Genomic DNA, 15,818 nt, shown 5'->3' on the forward strand with positions numbered 1-15,818 from the left:
TCGCTTTTCTCTGTCAGAATTTCCGGAGAAACCCTGCTGACCCGGCGGCTTGCTTGCCGTTGTTCCGTGTCAGTGGAGGCGCATTATAGGGAGTTCTGAGACGTTGACAAGAGCTGTTTGCAAAAAAAATTTCAACCGTCTCTTTTTTATTCAAATGCCTGGTAAACAGCCAGCTTTTCGAGCCTTTCGAAGCCATAACGCTGCAAAACGGGGAAAAGTTGTTCAGTTTCTGCCGTCTGCGCCATACAAAAGGCAATATTCGACTCTGAGGACTTAGCGTCTGGCGCTTCATGTTCAAGAAGCCATGCTGTGCGTCGTGCGATCGCAGCCCCAGAATCCACCAGCCGGGTTCCTTCTGGTAACACTTCAAGCAGCTCCTCTTGTAATAGAGGAAAATGAGTGCAACCCAGCACAACAGTGTCTGGCGGCTCTGGCATTCTCAGCCACGGCTTCAGGATGCGACGGAGTTCATCAAGCGGCACCGGCTCACCGTGCAATTTCGCTTCGGCCAATACCACCAGCTCAGCAGAACCCAGCATTTCTATCTGGCATTCGTTAGCAAAGCGCTCAATCAGCTCATGCGTATAAGGACGCTTAACCGTTCCGCGCGTCGCCAGTAGCCCAACTATGCCATTGGCGGTTAAACGTGCCGCGGGTTTTATTGCTGGCACAACGCCCACAACCGGGAAGGCAAACTTTTCGCGTAATGCAGGAAGTGAAACGGTGCTTGCAGTGTTACAGGCAATCACGGCAAGTGCCAGTGGATAACGTGCCTGAACCGCCGTCACAATCTCAAGGACACGCTCAACAATGAAAGCTTCAGTCTTCTCTCCATAAGGAAAGGCGACATTGTCGAAAGCGTAGATGTAATGGAGATCCGGCAGCAGGTGCCGAATCTCATCATAAACCGACAACCCACCGACCCCGGAATCAAACACCAGGACGGTGGGACGTGGATCAGAAGGTGTAGCTGCCAGACAAGGTGTATTCCCGTCCTGCAGTTTCGTAGCCATAAACTGTCTCGTAATCTTTATCGAACAGATTAGCGATTTTACCACGAACTGTAAGGTTAGAGGTGATCGGATATGAAACCGCCACATCCCACAGGCTGACGCCGCCCATTTTCACCGTCTGATAAGTGTTGAAGTCAGTATCATAGCGAGAACCGAGGTAGTGGTAAGTCAGGCCCCAGTCGAAGTCATACACCTGCCAGTCGAGCTGATACTTCACCTGCTGTTTGGCGCGACGCAATAACAGTTCATTGGTCTGAGCGTCACGAGCATCCAGGTAGTCATAACTCACAGTATGCGCCAACGGGCCAGTATCGAACGATGCAGAGGCTTCAACACCCTTCATACGCGCTTTGCCTACGTTGTAGTATTTCTGCAGATGGCTGTCGTAATCGATGAGGTTATCCACATCATTACGGTAGCCCGACAGGCGCCAGTTCACACCAGCAGTCAGGCCTTCAAAAGCACCTTCCCACTGCTTGCTCTCTTCTGGATCAAGATCTTCGTTGCCGTAGAAGCCATAAAGCTGACCAAGATTAGGCGCTTTGAACGCGGTGCCATAGGAAGCAACGAAGCGGTAGCCTTCAACAAACTCCCAGGCCGCACTGCCCTGCCAGGTACCATGAGTACCAAACTGAGAGTTATCATCGCCGCGGGCTGCACCTTCGAAGGTGAAATCACCCAATTGCTGCAGGCCAGTCAAATAAATGCCGGTGTTACGCAAGTCATAGCCATTGGTAACGTAGCTTGTCCCTGGCTCGGTGCTTTGCTTCTGCCAGTCAACGCCCGCGCCGATGTTGCCATGACCAATATCGACAGAGTTAGCCCACTGCAGGTTGTACTGCTGGACCTCATCGAGGGTCGCCGTTGAGTCATAACGCCCCAGATTCGGATCGTAGTTATAGTCTTTGCTGTGGCTGTAGCTGGAAAGCAGCTGCGAATGGAAGATGTCATTGTTGAAACGAACACCTGCATCCCAGGTCTGGCTATAGAGCTGACGGGTATCCACTGTGGAATAAGGGCTGGAGTAACCGTCATATGCAGTGCGGTTGTCATAGCCATACCCACGAACAAACGCGCTCCATTCATCGGAGAAGCTATGTTCCAGCGCGCCATACAGCGTTTTGCTCATGAAGCCGTCGCGATCAGGCTGGGCGACACCGCCGTTATTGCCATCCGCTACCACATCATAGCCTTTGGAATAGGTGTAGTCCCCGGAGAGCGTAACACGTGTATTGTCGCCGATCTTTTGCTGCGTGCTGGCGTTGTAATCCTGATAGCCGTTCGAGCCCACGCCCGCATTCAGCGTGGTGCCATCTTTCTCACGGGTAGTAATAATGTTGATTACACCACCGATAGCATCGGAGCCATACACCGCAGAGCGGGGTCCACGAACATATTCGATACGCTGTACCAGGCTAATAGGGAACTGGCTCAAATCTGACGATCCACTAACACCAGCCTGGTTCAGGCGAATACCATCCACCAAAATCAGCACATGGCTGGAGTTGGTACCGCGAATGAAAACAGAGGAGAGCTGACCCATACCGCCGCTTTGCGCGATATCCACACCCGGCAGCCGACGCATGACGTCCGTCAGAGATTGAGACTGCCAGCGATCGATATCCTGACGGGTAACGACACTCACTGGCGCCAGAACGGTATTAACAGGCTGTTGAAAACGATTTGCCGTAACGACCATCGTGTCTGAGCTGCTGTCCTGCGCCCAGCCAGAAAATGCTGTGACGGAGAGCGCCGTCAGCAGCGAAGCTTTTTTAATCATTGTTAAAGCATCCAATAAATAAGAAGGATGCCGCTGGCTTCATCAGTAGTTCGCGATGATGAAGATCCGTTGCGACGTACTCCGGCAGGTCTTCGGGCTAGAAGGCCCCCGAACAAAATCGGGGTAATGAAATGAAGACTTCCCGCCAAAGGCAGTGTCTGCTTGCGCTCTCATTTCGCCTTACTTTACCGCTGCGCGTCAGCTCCAGATTTGCACTGGATTCCCTTTTAACTCACAAGACCGGAAACAGGATGCTACATTCAGTAACATGCTCATGTCGAGGAAGTCCCGCTTCGTTTCGGAAAACATCAAGGCTGGACATCCTCTGAGCATTCCCTACAATCCCCGCGTTATTCATCTCTTTCAGGAAGCATCATGACCCCCGAACACCTGCCGACAGAACAGTACGAGGCCCAACTGGCGGAGAAAGTCGTCCGCCTGCAAAGTATGATGGCGCCCCATAACGCACCCGTTCCGGAGGTGTTCCGCTCGCCTGTGAGCCATTACCGTATGCGCGCCGAGTTCCGCATGTGGCACGACGGAGACGATCTCTATCACATCATTTTTGATCAAGAGACGAAGCAGCGTATTCGCGTCAATACCTTCCCGGCGGCCAGTGAGTTAATCAATGCATTAATGAAAGCGGTACTGGACGGCGTAAAAGCAGAGAAAACGCTGCGTCATAAGCTGTTCCAGATTGATTACCTGACCACCATGAGTAATCAGGCGATTGTCTCTCTGCTTTATCATAAGAAGCTGGATGAGGAATGGCAGGAAGCGGCCACTACACTGCGTGATGCCCTGCGTGCCGCCAACCTGAATGTGCATCTGATTGGCCGTGCGACGAAAACCAAAATCGCGCTGGATCAGGACTATATTGATGAACGCCTGCCGGTTGGCGGTCGTGAGATGATTTATCGTCAAGTGGAAAACAGCTTCACCCAACCGAATGCCGCGATGAACATTCAGATGCTCGAATGGGCACTGGATGCGACGCAAAACTCGAAAGGTGATTTGCTGGAACTGTACTGCGGCAACGGCAACTTCTCGCTGGCGCTGGCGCGAAACTTTGATCGCGTCCTGGCGACAGAAATTGCCAAACCGTCTGTCGCCGCGGCGCAGTACAACATTGCCGCCAACCACATCGATAACGTGCAAATCATCCGCATGTCAGCGGAAGAGTTTACTCAGGCGATGAACGGTGTGCGCGATTTCAACCGCTTGCAGGGCATTGATTTGAAGAGCTATCAATGTGAGACGATTTTCGTTGATCCGCCGCGCAGCGGGCTGGACAGCGAAACCGAGAAGATGGTGCAGGCCTACCCACGCATCCTTTATATCTCCTGCAATCCGGAAACACTCTGCAAGAATCTGGAAACGTTAGGTCAAACCCACAAGGTAGAACGTCTGGCGTTATTTGATCAGTTCCCTTACACCCATCATATGGAGTGTGGGGTCTGGCTGACGAAAAAATGATGTATTTGTCGGGCAGGTAAGCGAAGCGCCACCTGCCCGACAAGCCACAAATTATTCCGCGATTTCCGCTTTGCGATTGCGCATCTTGAAAGCAATCCAGAACACCATCACCACCGACAGTACTGCCGGGAAGAAGTTAGAGCCGATATCCGGATACTCTGCCCGCACGACAGTGCTGTACACCAACACCCCCAGAATGAAACAGGCGGCGGCAAGTCCGGGCAGGCCAACGGGCATGGTGCGATTTTGATAACGTTGATGCAGGCAATACACCGTCAGCACCAGTGCGATAAGGGGGAAGACGGAAAACGGCACGATAGAACTGAAAAGTGCAGCGAATGTTCCGTTAATGGATAAACCAGCGATCAGCGCCAGCAACAACGTACCTCTGTCTTGACCTGTCTGTTTCATTGCTTGTCCTTCACGTTATTCAGAATGATGTGTCTTTTCTTGTTCACGGCGATACCAGTAATACGCGCCTTTGGAGATCATCCTCAGTTGCAATACCAGTCGCTCTTCTAATTGTCGGCGTTGCTCAGGGCCGACATCCAGTGCCTCCGCGCCCGCACTGAAAACAATGGTCACCATCGCTTCGGCTTGTGCCTCAGTAAAGGCGCGCGGCATATGGTTTTCGATTTCCAGATAGTCAGCAAGTTCCGCAATAAAGTGCTGAATTTCACGCGCCACCGCGGCACGAAACGCCGCAGAGGTGCCGGAACGTTCACGCAGCAATAAACGAAAGGCGTTCGGATTATTGCCGATAAACTCCATAAAGGTGGACACAGAGGTACGGATAACGCTGCCGCCTTTAGCGATACGTTGGCGTGCCTGACGCATCAGCTGGCGCAGCATCAACCCGCTTTCGTCCACCATGGTCAGCCCGAGTTCATCCACATCGCGGAAATGGCGATAAAAAGAGGTTGGCGCAATACCCGCCTCGCGCGCCACTTCACGCAGGCTAAGGCTGGCAAAACTTCTTTCCCCGCTCAACTGGCTGAATGCGGCTTCCACCAGCGAACGCCGGGTCTTTTCTTTTTGTTGCGCTCTTACGCCCATCACGATGTCTGAATCCTTCCCTCTGCGTTGCTGGCACTATACCAGAGATTAAAACTAATCTGTTTGAGGTGCTTTGTGAATGATTGTTTACGCGCGGTTTGTGCTTTGATGCCGGAAAAAAGCACAACGATAATTGGGTTATCCCGGCAATGATGTTAGTATTCTGTTGCTTTTATGTATAAGAACAGGTAAGCCTTACCATGCCACACACCTACGATTATGATGCAATAGTAATTGGTTCTGGCCCGGGCGGCGAAGGTGCCGCAATGGGGCTGGTGAAGCAAGGAGCCCGTGTCGCCGTTATTGAGCGTTATCATAACGTCGGCGGCGGTTGTACCCACTGGGGGACTATCCCGTCGAAAGCGCTCCGTCATGCCGTCAGCCGCATTATTGAATTCAACCAGAACCCTCTCTACAGCGACCATTCCCGACTTCTTCGTTCCTCTTTTGCCGATATTCTCAATCATGCCGACAGCGTGATTAACCAGCAGACGCGGATGCGACAAGGGTTCTACGAGCGCAACCACTGCGAAATTCTTCAGGGTGACGCTCACTTTGTTGACGAACACACTATCGCGCTGGAATGTCACGACGGGTCTGTCGAAACGCTGACAGCAGAGAAATTCGTTATCGCCTGCGGCTCTCGCCCGTATCGCCCGGACGATGTCGATTTCTCACACCCGCGCATTTATGACAGCGATTCTATTCTCAGCCTGCACCACGAACCACGCCATGTGATCATCTATGGTGCGGGGGTGATTGGTTGCGAGTATGCGTCGATCTTCCGCGGCATGGAGGTCAAGGTCGACCTGATCAACACCCGCGATCGCCTGCTGGCATTCCTCGATCAGGAAATGTCAGACTCCCTCTCGTACCACTTCTGGAATAGCGGCGTCGTGATTCGCCATAACGAAGAGTATGAGAAAATTGAAGGCTGCGATGACGGCGTCATCATGCACCTGAAATCCGGGAAGAAGCTCAAAGCCGACTGCCTGCTGTATGCCAACGGTCGTACCGGTAACACCGACTCTCTGGCGCTGGAAAACATCGGCCTGCAAACCGACAGCCGCGGTCAGCTGAAAGTCAACAGCATGTACCAGACAGCCATCCCGCATATCTATGCGGTGGGCGACGTTATCGGTTACCCGAGCCTGGCTTCAGCGGCCTATGATCAAGGTCGTATCGCCGCGCAAGCGATGGTGAAAGGGGAAGCAACAGCGCACCTGATTGAAGATATTCCAACCGGGATCTACACCATTCCGGAAATCAGCTCTGTTGGTAAAACCGAGCAGCAGCTGACGGCGATGAAAGTGCCGTATGAAGTCGGTCGGGCGCAATTTAAGCACCTGGCGCGAGCACAAATCGTGGGGATGAACGTAGGAACCTTGAAAATCCTGTTCCATCGGGAAACGAAAGAGATCCTCGGCATTCACTGCTTTGGTGAGCGCGCGGCCGAAATTATTCACATCGGCCAGGCGATAATGGAGCAGAAAGGTGGCGGTAACACCATCGAGTACTTCGTTAACACCACCTTTAACTACCCGACCATGGCGGAAGCCTATCGGGTAGCGGCGCTAAATGGCTTAAACCGCCTGTTTTAACGGCTTATCGAAATGGCCATCCATCTGTGTACGGATGGCCTCTGCCAGCTGCTCATAGCGGCTGCGCAGCGGTGAACCCGGACGGTAGACCAGGCCGACAGTACGACGAGGCTCAGGTTTAATGCACGGCAGGTAAACCACACCATCGCGTTTACGCTCTGGTGGAACAGCCAGAGCAGGTAACAGCGTGATACCACTGCCTGCAGCCACCATATTGCGCAGCGTTTCCAGGCTGGTTGCGCGGAAGTGGGTATCTTCATCAGCACCCGCTTCAAAGCAAAAACCCATCGCCTGATCGCGTAAGCAGTGCCCATCTTCCAGCATCAGCAATTTTTCACCGGCTAAATCAGCCATCGGTACCACGTCGCGGTTGGCCCATGGATGGTCGGCGTAGATGGCCAGCATCATCGGCTCATCAAACAGCGGCACCTCAATAAAGGCTTCGCTCTCTTTGACCAGCGCGAGAATCGCACAATCGAGTTTGCCGCTGTCGAGTTGCGCCAGCAGCTGGTGCGTCTGCGCTTCATGCAGATACATTTCGAGTTTTGGGAAGGCCTGATGCAACATCGGAATGATGTGCGGCAGCAGATAAGGGCCAACGGTCGGGATCAGGCCAATATGCAGCGGCCCGGACATGGTTTCGCCCTGCTGACTTGCCATCTCCTTGAGCACTTTGACCTCACGCAGCACCGTCCTCGCCTGATCCACCAGCAGCAAACCGGCCTGGGTGAACAGCACTTTACGGCTGGTGCGCTCCAGCAGCATCACGCCAAGCTCATCTTCCAGCTTGCGGATCTGCCCACTTAACGTCGGCTGGCTGACGTGGCAGGAGTCCGCCGCACGGCGAAAATGACGATGCTCAGCTAACGCTACCAGGTATTCAAGATCACGAATATTCATTATTCATCCTCCGTCGCCACGATAGTTCATGGCGATAGATAGCATAGCAACGAACGATTATCCCTATCAAGCTTTCTGGTCAATAATAGCGCACATAAACGAGGCGGTACCTCATTAACCCTTGAAGCCACCGACCCCGTTCAGAGCTCTCTCTGATATGAATAACGAAAGCCAACGTGAACTTTGCGGACCCCGTGGTCCGCTTTTTTTTGCATAAAAAAGCCCGGCGATAAGCCGAGCGTGAATTTTTAAGAGCGGAGTCGTGGGTTCCCCCTCTCCCTAACCCTCTCCCTCAGGGAGAGGGAATAGAATGGAGCCTGGTTTTCTCCCCTAGCCAGATGGGAAAGGGAATAGAATGGAGCCTGGTTTTCTCCCCTCGCCCTGTGGGAGAGGGGCCGGGGGAGAGGGCATCACGCCGCAGGAAACTTAACCCAGACGTTCTTTCGCATCCGAAATCGCCTGAGCCACCTGCTTCGGCGATACGCCACCTTTCGCCGCACGCTTATCCAGGCACGATTGCAGCGCCAGAATCGGATAAACATCATCGCCAATCACTGCGCTGAACTTCTGCAGGTCGGAAAGTGGCAAGTCTTCCAGGGGTTTACCCTGACGAATAGCTTCCACCACCGCTTCACCGACGATATGGTGCGCTTCACGGAACGGCACGCCTTTCGCGACCAGGTAATCAGCCAACTCTGTAGAGTTTGCATAACCCTGCTGCGCCGCTTCCTGGCAGCGTGGGCGTTTAACCTGAATGCCATCGAGCACCAACGCCGCCATATGCAGGCAGTCGAGCCAGGTATCCAGCGCGTCGAACAGGCCTTCTTTGTCTTCCTGCATATCTTTGTTGTACGCCAGCGGCAAGCCTTTCAGGGTCATCATCATGCCCGTCAGTGCGCCTTGCACACGGCCGCATTTGCCACGAATCAGTTCCAGTGCATCTGGATTTTTCTTCTGCGGCATCAGGGAAGAGCCAGACGTGACACGATCAGAAAGCTCAACAAAGCCTGCTTCACCCGAGTTGAAGAAAATCAAATCTTCGGCGAAGCGTGAAAGGTGAACCATTCCGATGGATGCATTCGATAACAGTTCCAGCACGTGGTCACGGTCGGATACGCTATCGAGGCTGTTACGAGTCGCAGACGCAAACCCTAACCAGCCAGCCAGCTCATCGCGATCAATCTCATAAGCCGTTCCTGCCAATGCGCCGCTGCCCAGCGGGCTGACATCAAGGCGTCTTAAGGTATCCTGCAAACGGCTTTCATCACGCGCCAGCATCTCAACATACGCCAGGCTCCAGTGCGCAAACGTCACAGGCTGTGCACGCTGAAGATGGGTATAACCCGGCATCACTGCGTCCTGATTGTTCTGCGCCGTCTCAACCAAAGCGCCCTGTAATTGACGAGTGACGCTGAGCAGTTCGGTGATGGTGTCTTTACACCACAGTTTGAGATCGGTCGCGACCTGATCGTTACGGCTACGGCCGGTGTGGAGTTTCTTGCCTAACTGGCCAACTTTGTCGATAAGCTTGCCTTCCACCCAGCTGTGAATGTCTTCGGCATCGCTTTCGAGGATTTGTTGCGGATTCGCCCGCACCTCTTCCAGCAGCACATTCAACGCTTCTTCAAGCTGCTGCTGCTCATTGCTGGTCAGCACGCCGACAGTCACCAGTGCTTTGGACCAGGCAACAGAGCCAACGATATCCTGCTCCGCCAGGCGATAGTCAAAGCGCAAAGAGTCGTTGAACTGTTTGAACCGCTGATCTGCTGCCTGAGTAAAACGCCCGCCCCAAAGTGCCATAACATCCATCCTTATTAATCTGTTTTTTGCCGAATGGCGCTACGCTTATCCGGCCTACGGTGTTTACCGTAATAACATCATCGTCTTTGAAGGCCCGGCAAGCGATGCGCCGCCGGGCATGAAATATTAAGCCAGAATACGCGTGCCAATCGGCGTACCGTTAAACAGCGACGGCAACTGCTCGGCATGACGCCACGAGGCGATATCAACCGGGCGGCCCAGCGTACGTGCCGCATCTAGCGCCGCATTCACTTTCACAATCATGCCGTCGGTGATGATGCCCTGGTCGATAAGCTGTTCGGCTTTCGCCGCAGTCATCTCCGCAATGCGCTGGCCTTTTCCATCCAGAATGCCGCTGACGTCGGAAAGCAGAATCAAATCGGCACCCAGCGTTGCTGCCAGCGCGGTAGCCGCCTGATCGGCGTTCACGTTCATCAGCTGGCCTTCTTCGGTCACGCCGATAGAACTCACCACTGGCAGGAAGCCGCCTTCCAGCAGAGTGTTAATCAGGGTTGGTGAACCCGGCTGCGCCAACCCAACGTGACCCAGTTCTTCGTCGAGCTGGGAAACTTTCACGCTGTCACCGTCGCCGAGATACAAACCGACAGACGCAATATGGTGCTTCTTCGCCCACGCCAACAGCGTTTTGTTGGCTGTTCCCGCCAGCGCACCGGTAATGATGTCAATCTGATCGGCAGGCGTAACACGCAGGCCATTTTTCTTTTTCACCGGCAGATTGAGCCCTTTCATCAGCTCATCCACCACGCAGCCGCCACCGTGAACAATCACCAGCGGGCGCTTGTGCTCAGCGCGGTAGTTCACCAGCGCAGTAAACAGACGCTCCAGCGCTTCTTCGCTGTCAAGCAGTACACCACCGAGTTTGATAATTAATGGATTCATCATCGCGCCTGTTATTCGTTAAAGAAGAGACTGGGTTTCGGCAAAGCCAAAACGAATGTTCGCACACTGTATCGCCTGTGCCGCTGCGCCTTTCAGCAGATTGTCTTCTGCAGCAACAACGATCAGGTGTTCGCCCTGAACGGCAAAGCCGATATCGCAGAACGGCAGACCCACCACATTTTTCAGGGCCGGAACGCCGTTGTCGTAAAGACGGACCAGAGGCTTGCTGGCATAGGCTTGCTGGAAAACGTCTGCTACCTGCTCACGGGTCACTCCCGCTTTCAGACGGCAGGTGATCGTTTCCAGAATACCGCGTTTAAAGTTACCCAGGTGCGGAGTGAAAATCACCTCTGCGCCAAGGTGAGTGGTAATTTCTGGATGGTGGCGGTGATTGAACACGCCATACGGCTGCAAACTCACTTCACAGAAGCTATTGGAAATGGCCGCTTTACGCCCTGCACCGCTGACACCACTGGTGGCGTTGATCACCGGCCATTGGGAAAGATCTAACAGCCCGGCGTCGATCAACGGTTTCAGGGAAAGCTGCGCCGCCGTTGGGTAACACCCTGGCACCGCAATCAGATTCGCTTCTTTGATGTTATCGCCGCTCCACTCCGCCAGGCCGTAAACTGCCTGTTCCAGCAGCTGTGGGTGCTGGTGAGTGAAACCGTAATATTTTTGATAAAACTCAGCATCGTTGACGCGGAACGCGCCGGAGAGGTCGAACACCACGCAGCCAGCATCAAGGAACTGCGGCGCTAAATCGTGGCTCACTTCATGGGCCGTTGCGAGGAACACCACATCGACGCCCGCGCTGAATTCACGAATATCGGACATCGGCTGAAGCGGCAAATCGACAATGCCTTTCAGCTGCGGATGCAGGTCGGAGATTAACTTTCCGGCATCATTGCTTTGCGCTGAGACCGTCAAAGCGGTTATGTTCATGTGCGGATGACGATTTACGTAACTCACCAGCTCAGCGCCTGCATAACCGCTTGCGCCTACAATCAGCGTATTCAACATCGGGTTCCTTTATGCTCAACGATAATGTATTTTTATTCACTAATACTGCATGAATATTGATACTATCATGACCTGAGGTGTGTCAACAATGAAAAACAATTTACCGCCATTTATCGAGATTTACCGCGCATTGATCGCCACACCGTCCATCAGCGCCACCGAGGAATCCCTCGACCAAAGTAATGAAGGTTTAATCAATCTGCTGGCGGATTGGTTCTCCACGCTCGGCTTCAACGTTGAGATCCAACCGGTGCCCGGCACTCGCCACAAATTCAATATGCTAGCCAGCACGGGAACCGGCGCAGGCGGATTATTGCTGACAGGCCACACCGACACCGTCCCGTTCGACGACGGCCGCTGGACGCGCGACCCGTTTACCCTGACCGAGCACGACAACAAGCTCTACGGCCTGGGTACCGCCGACATGAAAGGCTTCTTCGCCTTCATTCTTGATGCCCTGCGTGATGTTGACGTGACACAGCTGAAAAAGCCGCTCTACATTCTGGCGACCGCCGATGAAGAGACCAGCATGGCTGGCGCACGTTATTTCTCTGAATCCACCACGCTGCGCCCGGACTGCGCCATTATCGGCGAACCGACATCACTGCAGCCCGTGCGTGCGCACAAAGGCCATATTTCCAATGCAATCCGCGTGTTAGGCCAATCTGGCCACTCCAGCGATCCCGATCGTGGCGTGAACGCCATTGAGCTGATGCACGATGCAATTGGGCGAATTATGCAATTGCGCGATTCGCTAAAAGAGCGCTATCACTACGATGCGTTTGCTGTGCCGTATCCAACGCTGAACCTGGGAGCCATTCACGGCGGCGATGCGTCCAACCGAATTTGCGCCTGCTGCGAATTGCACATGGACATTCGCCCGCTGCCGGGGATGACGCTCGACGATCTCAACGGCCTGCTGACGGAAACGCTGGCTCCGGTCAGTGAAAAATGGCCGGGCCGCCTGACCGTTTCTGAGCTGCATCCGCCGATTCCGGGTTATGCCTGCCCGCCGGATCATCAACTGGTTCAGGTGGTGGAAAAACTGCTCGGCACAAAAACCGAAGTCGTGAACTACTGCACCGAAGCGCCGTATATTCAGACGCTGTGCCCAACGCTGGTGTTGGGGCCTGGCTCTATCAATCAGGCGCATCAGCCGGATGAATATCTCGAAACGCGCTTTATCAAACCGACCCGCGAGCTGATCACTCAAGTTGTGCAGCATTTTTGCTGGCACTGATTTGACAAAATAATGCCCGGTGGCGCAAAGCTTACCGGGCCTGCTCCCCCTTTTCCCCTTGTAGGCCGGGCAAACGAAGTGCCGCCCGGCATAAGTGATCTCATTCACATTTTCATAAGCAACGCTTATCTCACTCGCGCTGAGTTAAATTTGGCAAATTACGGGCATTTATTCGTTTGCTGAACCGATTTCGCAGCAATTGACGTAGGGGTTTTTACGTGGCTTTATAAAGTGAAGACGAGAAAATACCGAAAAGCATGTCCGAACGATTTTGCGTCACCGTAATCGGTCTCAACACGGTTGTGCAAAATCCCGGGACATACATAAATGAGATGGGGTGTCTGGGGTTTATGAACGAACAATATTCCGCTTTGCGCAGTAATGTCAGTATGCTCGGTAAGGTGTTAGGAGAAACCATCAAGGATGCACTTGGTGAAAACATTCTTGATCGCGTTGAAACCATTCGTAAGTTGTCAAAATCTTCCCGTGCGGGCAATGAAGCCAATCGCCAGGAATTGCTGACCACGTTACAGAATCTGTCTAACGATGAGCTGCTCCCGGTAGCCCGCGCCTTTAGTCAGTTTCTGAATCTGGCGAATACCGCCGAGCAATACCACAGTATTTCACCGAAAGGTGAAGCCGCCAGCAACCCGGAAGTGATTGCTCGTACGCTTCGTAAACTCAAAGATCAGCCTGATCTCAACGAAGCGACCATCAAGAAAGCGGTCGAAGCGCTGTCGCTCGAACTGGTTCTGACCGCTCACCCCACGGAAATCACGCGTCGTACACTGATCCACAAAATGGTGGAAGTGAACACCTGCCTGAAACAGCTCGATAACAAAGATATCGCCGACTATGAACAGCACCAGCTGATGCGCCGTCTGCGCCAGCTGATTGCCCAGTCCTGGCATACCGATGAAATTCGTAAACACCGCCCAAGCCCGGTTGATGAAGCCAAATGGGGTTTTGCGGTCGTTGAAAACAGCCTGTGGGAAGGTGTGCCAAACTACCTGCGCGAACTGAACGAACAGCTTGAAGATAACCTTGGTTATCAGCTCCCTGTTGATTTTGTGCCCGTGCGTTTCACTTCCTGGATGGGCGGCGACCGTGATGGCAACCCGAATGTGACCGCCGATATCACCCGCACCGTGCTGCTGCTGGGCCGCTGGAAAGCAACCGACCTGTTCCTGAAAGATGTTCAACTGCTCATTTCCGAACTGTCGATGGTGGAATGCACCGATGAGCTACGCGAATACGTGGGTGAAGCGGGTGCAACGGAGCCCTACCGCTATCTGCTGAAAACCCTGCGTAGTCAGTTGGTCGCCACTCAGGCATGGCTGGAAGCGCGCCTGAAGGGCGAAAAACTGCCTAAGCCGGCTGGCCTGATCACGCAGAACGAACAACTGTGGGAACCGCTGTACGCCTGCTACAAGTCTCTGCAATCTTGCGGGATGGGCATCATCGCCAACGGTGAACTGCTCGATACCCTGCGCCGCGTGAAGTGCTTCGGCGTGCCGCTGGTGCGCATCGACGTGCGTCAGGAAAGTACTCGTCATACCGAAGCGCTGGGCGAACTGACCCGCTATCTCGGCATTGGTGATTACGAAAGCTGGTCTGAAGCCGACAAACAGGCCTTCCTGATCCGTGAACTAAATTCCAAACGTCCGCTGCTACCACGTCAGTGGGAGCCAAGTGAAGAAACCCGCGAAGTGCTCGACACCTGCAAAGTGATTGCCGAAGCGCCGAAGGGTTCCGTGGCGGCGTACGTTATCTCCATGGCAAAAACACCTTCTGACGTGTTGGCTGTACACCTGCTGCTGAAAGAAGCGGGCATCGGCTTTGCGCTGCCGGTGGCACCACTGTTCGAAACGCTGGATGACCTCAACAACGCCAACGATGTAATGACGCTACTGCTGAACATCGACTGGTATCGTGGCTTTATCCAGGGCAAGCAAATGGTGATGATTGGCTATTCCGATTCCGCGAAAGATGCGGGCGTGATGGCCGCTTCCTGGGCGCAATATCAGGCGCAGGACGCACTGATCAAAACCTGCGAAAAAGCGGGCATTGAGCTGACGCTGTTCCATGGTCGCGGCGGTTCTATCGGTCGTGGCGGCGCGCCTGCGCACGCGGCTCTGCTCTCTCAGCCTCCAGGAAGTCTGAAAGGTGGCCTGCGCGTGACCGAACAAGGCGAGATGATCCGCTTCAAATACGGCCTGCCGGAAGTCACCATCAGCAGCCTGTCGCTCTACACCAGTGCGATTCTGGAAGCGAACCTGTTGCCACCGCCAGAGCCAAAAGCCGAATGGCGTCACATCATGGCAGAACTGTCAGACATCTCCTGCGATATGTACCGCGGCTATGTGCGTGAAAACAAAGATTTCGTACCGTACTTCCGTTCTGCCACGCCAGAGCAGGAACTGGGCAAACTGCCGCTGGGTTCTCGCCCTGCGAAGCGTCGTCCAACCGGTGGCGTGGAATCCCTTCGCGCCATTCCGTGGATTTTCGCCTGGACGCAAAACCGTCTGATGCTGCCAGCCTGGCTGGGTGCCGGTGCTGCACTGCAAAAAGTGGTGGAAGACGGCAAACAGAGCGAACTGGAAACCATGTGCCGAGACTGGCCGTTCTTCTCTACCCGTTTAGGCATGCTGGAGATGGTCTTCGCCAAAGCGGACCTGTGGCTGGCAGAGTATTACGATCAGCGTCTGGTGAAAAAAGAACTGTGGCCACTGGGCGCAGAACTGCGTGAACTGCTGGAAGCGGACATCAAAGTTGTGCTGGATATCGCCAACGACTCGCACCTGATGGCCGATTTGCCGTGGATTGCAGAGTCCATTCAGTTGCGTAACGTCTACACCGACCCGTTGAACGTATTACAGGCTGAATTGCTGCACCGTTCACGTCTGGCCGAGGAAGAAGGCAAAGAGCCGGACCCACGCGTTGAACAGGCGCTGATGGTCACCATCGCAGGTGTTGCGGCAGGTATGCGTAATACCGGCTAATCGCGTTCTGTCGGGTGGCGCTACGCT

The 15,818-nt window shown here is 54.0% G+C and carries 12 protein-coding genes and 1 riboswitch; of the genes, 4 read left to right on the forward strand and 8 right to left on the reverse strand.

The window, feature by feature from the left end; genetic code table 11:
* Window positions 1–146 precede the first annotated feature (146 nt).
* Window positions 147–1,013: a glutamate racemase gene (murI, locus tag ACI2I2_RS12475; RefSeq protein WP_404658192.1), complete on the reverse strand. Its 867-nt coding sequence runs from the start codon at window positions 1,011–1,013 to the stop codon at window positions 147–149.
* Window positions 958–2,793 (reverse strand): TonB-dependent vitamin B12 receptor BtuB, encoded by a 1,836-nt coding sequence (gene btuB, locus ACI2I2_RS12480; RefSeq protein ID WP_404658193.1) that lies wholly within the window; start codon window positions 2,791–2,793, stop codon window positions 958–960. The genes murI and btuB overlap by 56 nt, the downstream gene beginning before the upstream one ends.
* Before the next feature lie 65 nt (window positions 2,794–2,858).
* Window positions 2,859–3,053: riboswitch (cobalamin riboswitch) on the reverse strand.
* 115 nt (window positions 3,054–3,168) lie between these two features.
* Here btuB and trmA point away from each other — a divergent pair.
* Complete coding sequence (gene trmA, locus ACI2I2_RS12485; protein ID WP_404658194.1) at window positions 3,169–4,269, forward strand: tRNA (uridine(54)-C5)-methyltransferase TrmA; 1,101 nt, start codon at window positions 3,169–3,171, stop codon at window positions 4,267–4,269.
* A gap of 51 nt (window positions 4,270–4,320) precedes the next feature.
* Here the strand turns inward: trmA and ACI2I2_RS12490 are convergent, their stop codons facing one another.
* Both ACI2I2_RS12490 and fabR read right to left on the reverse strand, forming a co-directional pair.
* Window positions 4,321–4,680 (reverse strand): YijD family membrane protein, encoded by a 360-nt coding sequence (locus tag ACI2I2_RS12490; RefSeq protein WP_404658195.1) that lies wholly within the window; start codon window positions 4,678–4,680, stop codon window positions 4,321–4,323.
* 15 nt (window positions 4,681–4,695) lie between these two features.
* On the reverse strand, window positions 4,696–5,328 hold the full coding sequence (gene fabR, locus ACI2I2_RS12495) for an HTH-type transcriptional repressor FabR (RefSeq protein ID WP_330984264.1): 633 nt from the start codon (window positions 5,326–5,328) through the stop codon (window positions 4,696–4,698).
* A gap of 197 nt (window positions 5,329–5,525) precedes the next feature.
* Between fabR and sthA the strand changes: the two genes are divergently transcribed.
* Window positions 5,526–6,926, forward strand: coding sequence for a Si-specific NAD(P)(+) transhydrogenase (gene sthA / locus ACI2I2_RS12500; protein ID WP_404658196.1), 1,401 nt, complete (start codon window positions 5,526–5,528; stop codon window positions 6,924–6,926).
* Here the strand turns inward: sthA and oxyR are convergent.
* The 4 genes from oxyR to argC form a co-directional block, all read right to left on the reverse strand.
* Window positions 6,909–7,826 (reverse strand): DNA-binding transcriptional regulator OxyR, encoded by a 918-nt coding sequence (gene oxyR, locus ACI2I2_RS12505; RefSeq protein WP_404658197.1) that lies wholly within the window; start codon window positions 7,824–7,826, stop codon window positions 6,909–6,911. The genes sthA and oxyR overlap by 18 nt on opposite strands.
* 426 nt (window positions 7,827–8,252) lie before the next feature.
* A complete protein-coding gene (gene argH, locus ACI2I2_RS12510; RefSeq protein ID WP_404658198.1) occupies window positions 8,253–9,626 on the reverse strand; it encodes an argininosuccinate lyase in 1,374 nt (457 codons plus the stop codon).
* 126 nt (window positions 9,627–9,752) lie between these two features.
* The gene (argB, locus tag ACI2I2_RS12515; protein ID WP_330984260.1) at window positions 9,753–10,529 is read right to left on the reverse strand and encodes an acetylglutamate kinase; all 777 of its coding nucleotides are present in this window, start codon (window positions 10,527–10,529) and stop codon (window positions 9,753–9,755) included.
* A 15-nt stretch (window positions 10,530–10,544) separates the two neighbouring features.
* On the reverse strand, window positions 10,545–11,549 hold the full coding sequence (gene argC / locus ACI2I2_RS12520; RefSeq protein WP_330984259.1) for an N-acetyl-gamma-glutamyl-phosphate reductase: 1,005 nt from the start codon (window positions 11,547–11,549) through the stop codon (window positions 10,545–10,547).
* 88 nt (window positions 11,550–11,637) lie between these two features.
* Here argC and argE point away from each other — a divergent pair, with 88 nt between their 5' ends.
* Together argE and ppc are read left to right on the forward strand one after the other, a co-directional pair.
* Window positions 11,638–12,789, forward strand: a complete 1,152-nt coding sequence (gene argE / locus ACI2I2_RS12525) for an acetylornithine deacetylase (RefSeq protein WP_404658199.1) — start codon at window positions 11,638–11,640, stop codon at window positions 12,787–12,789.
* Window positions 12,790–13,139: 350 nt separating this feature from the next.
* Complete coding sequence (gene ppc / locus ACI2I2_RS12530) at window positions 13,140–15,791, forward strand: phosphoenolpyruvate carboxylase (protein WP_404658200.1); 2,652 nt, start codon at window positions 13,140–13,142, stop codon at window positions 15,789–15,791.
* The last annotated feature ends 27 nt before the right edge of the window (window positions 15,792–15,818 follow it).

Origin of the sequence: Scandinavium sp. NPDC088450 (assembly GCF_044900545.1) — a bacterium.
In the GTDB taxonomy this organism is placed as follows: Bacteria; Pseudomonadota; Gammaproteobacteria; order Enterobacterales; family Enterobacteriaceae; genus Scandinavium.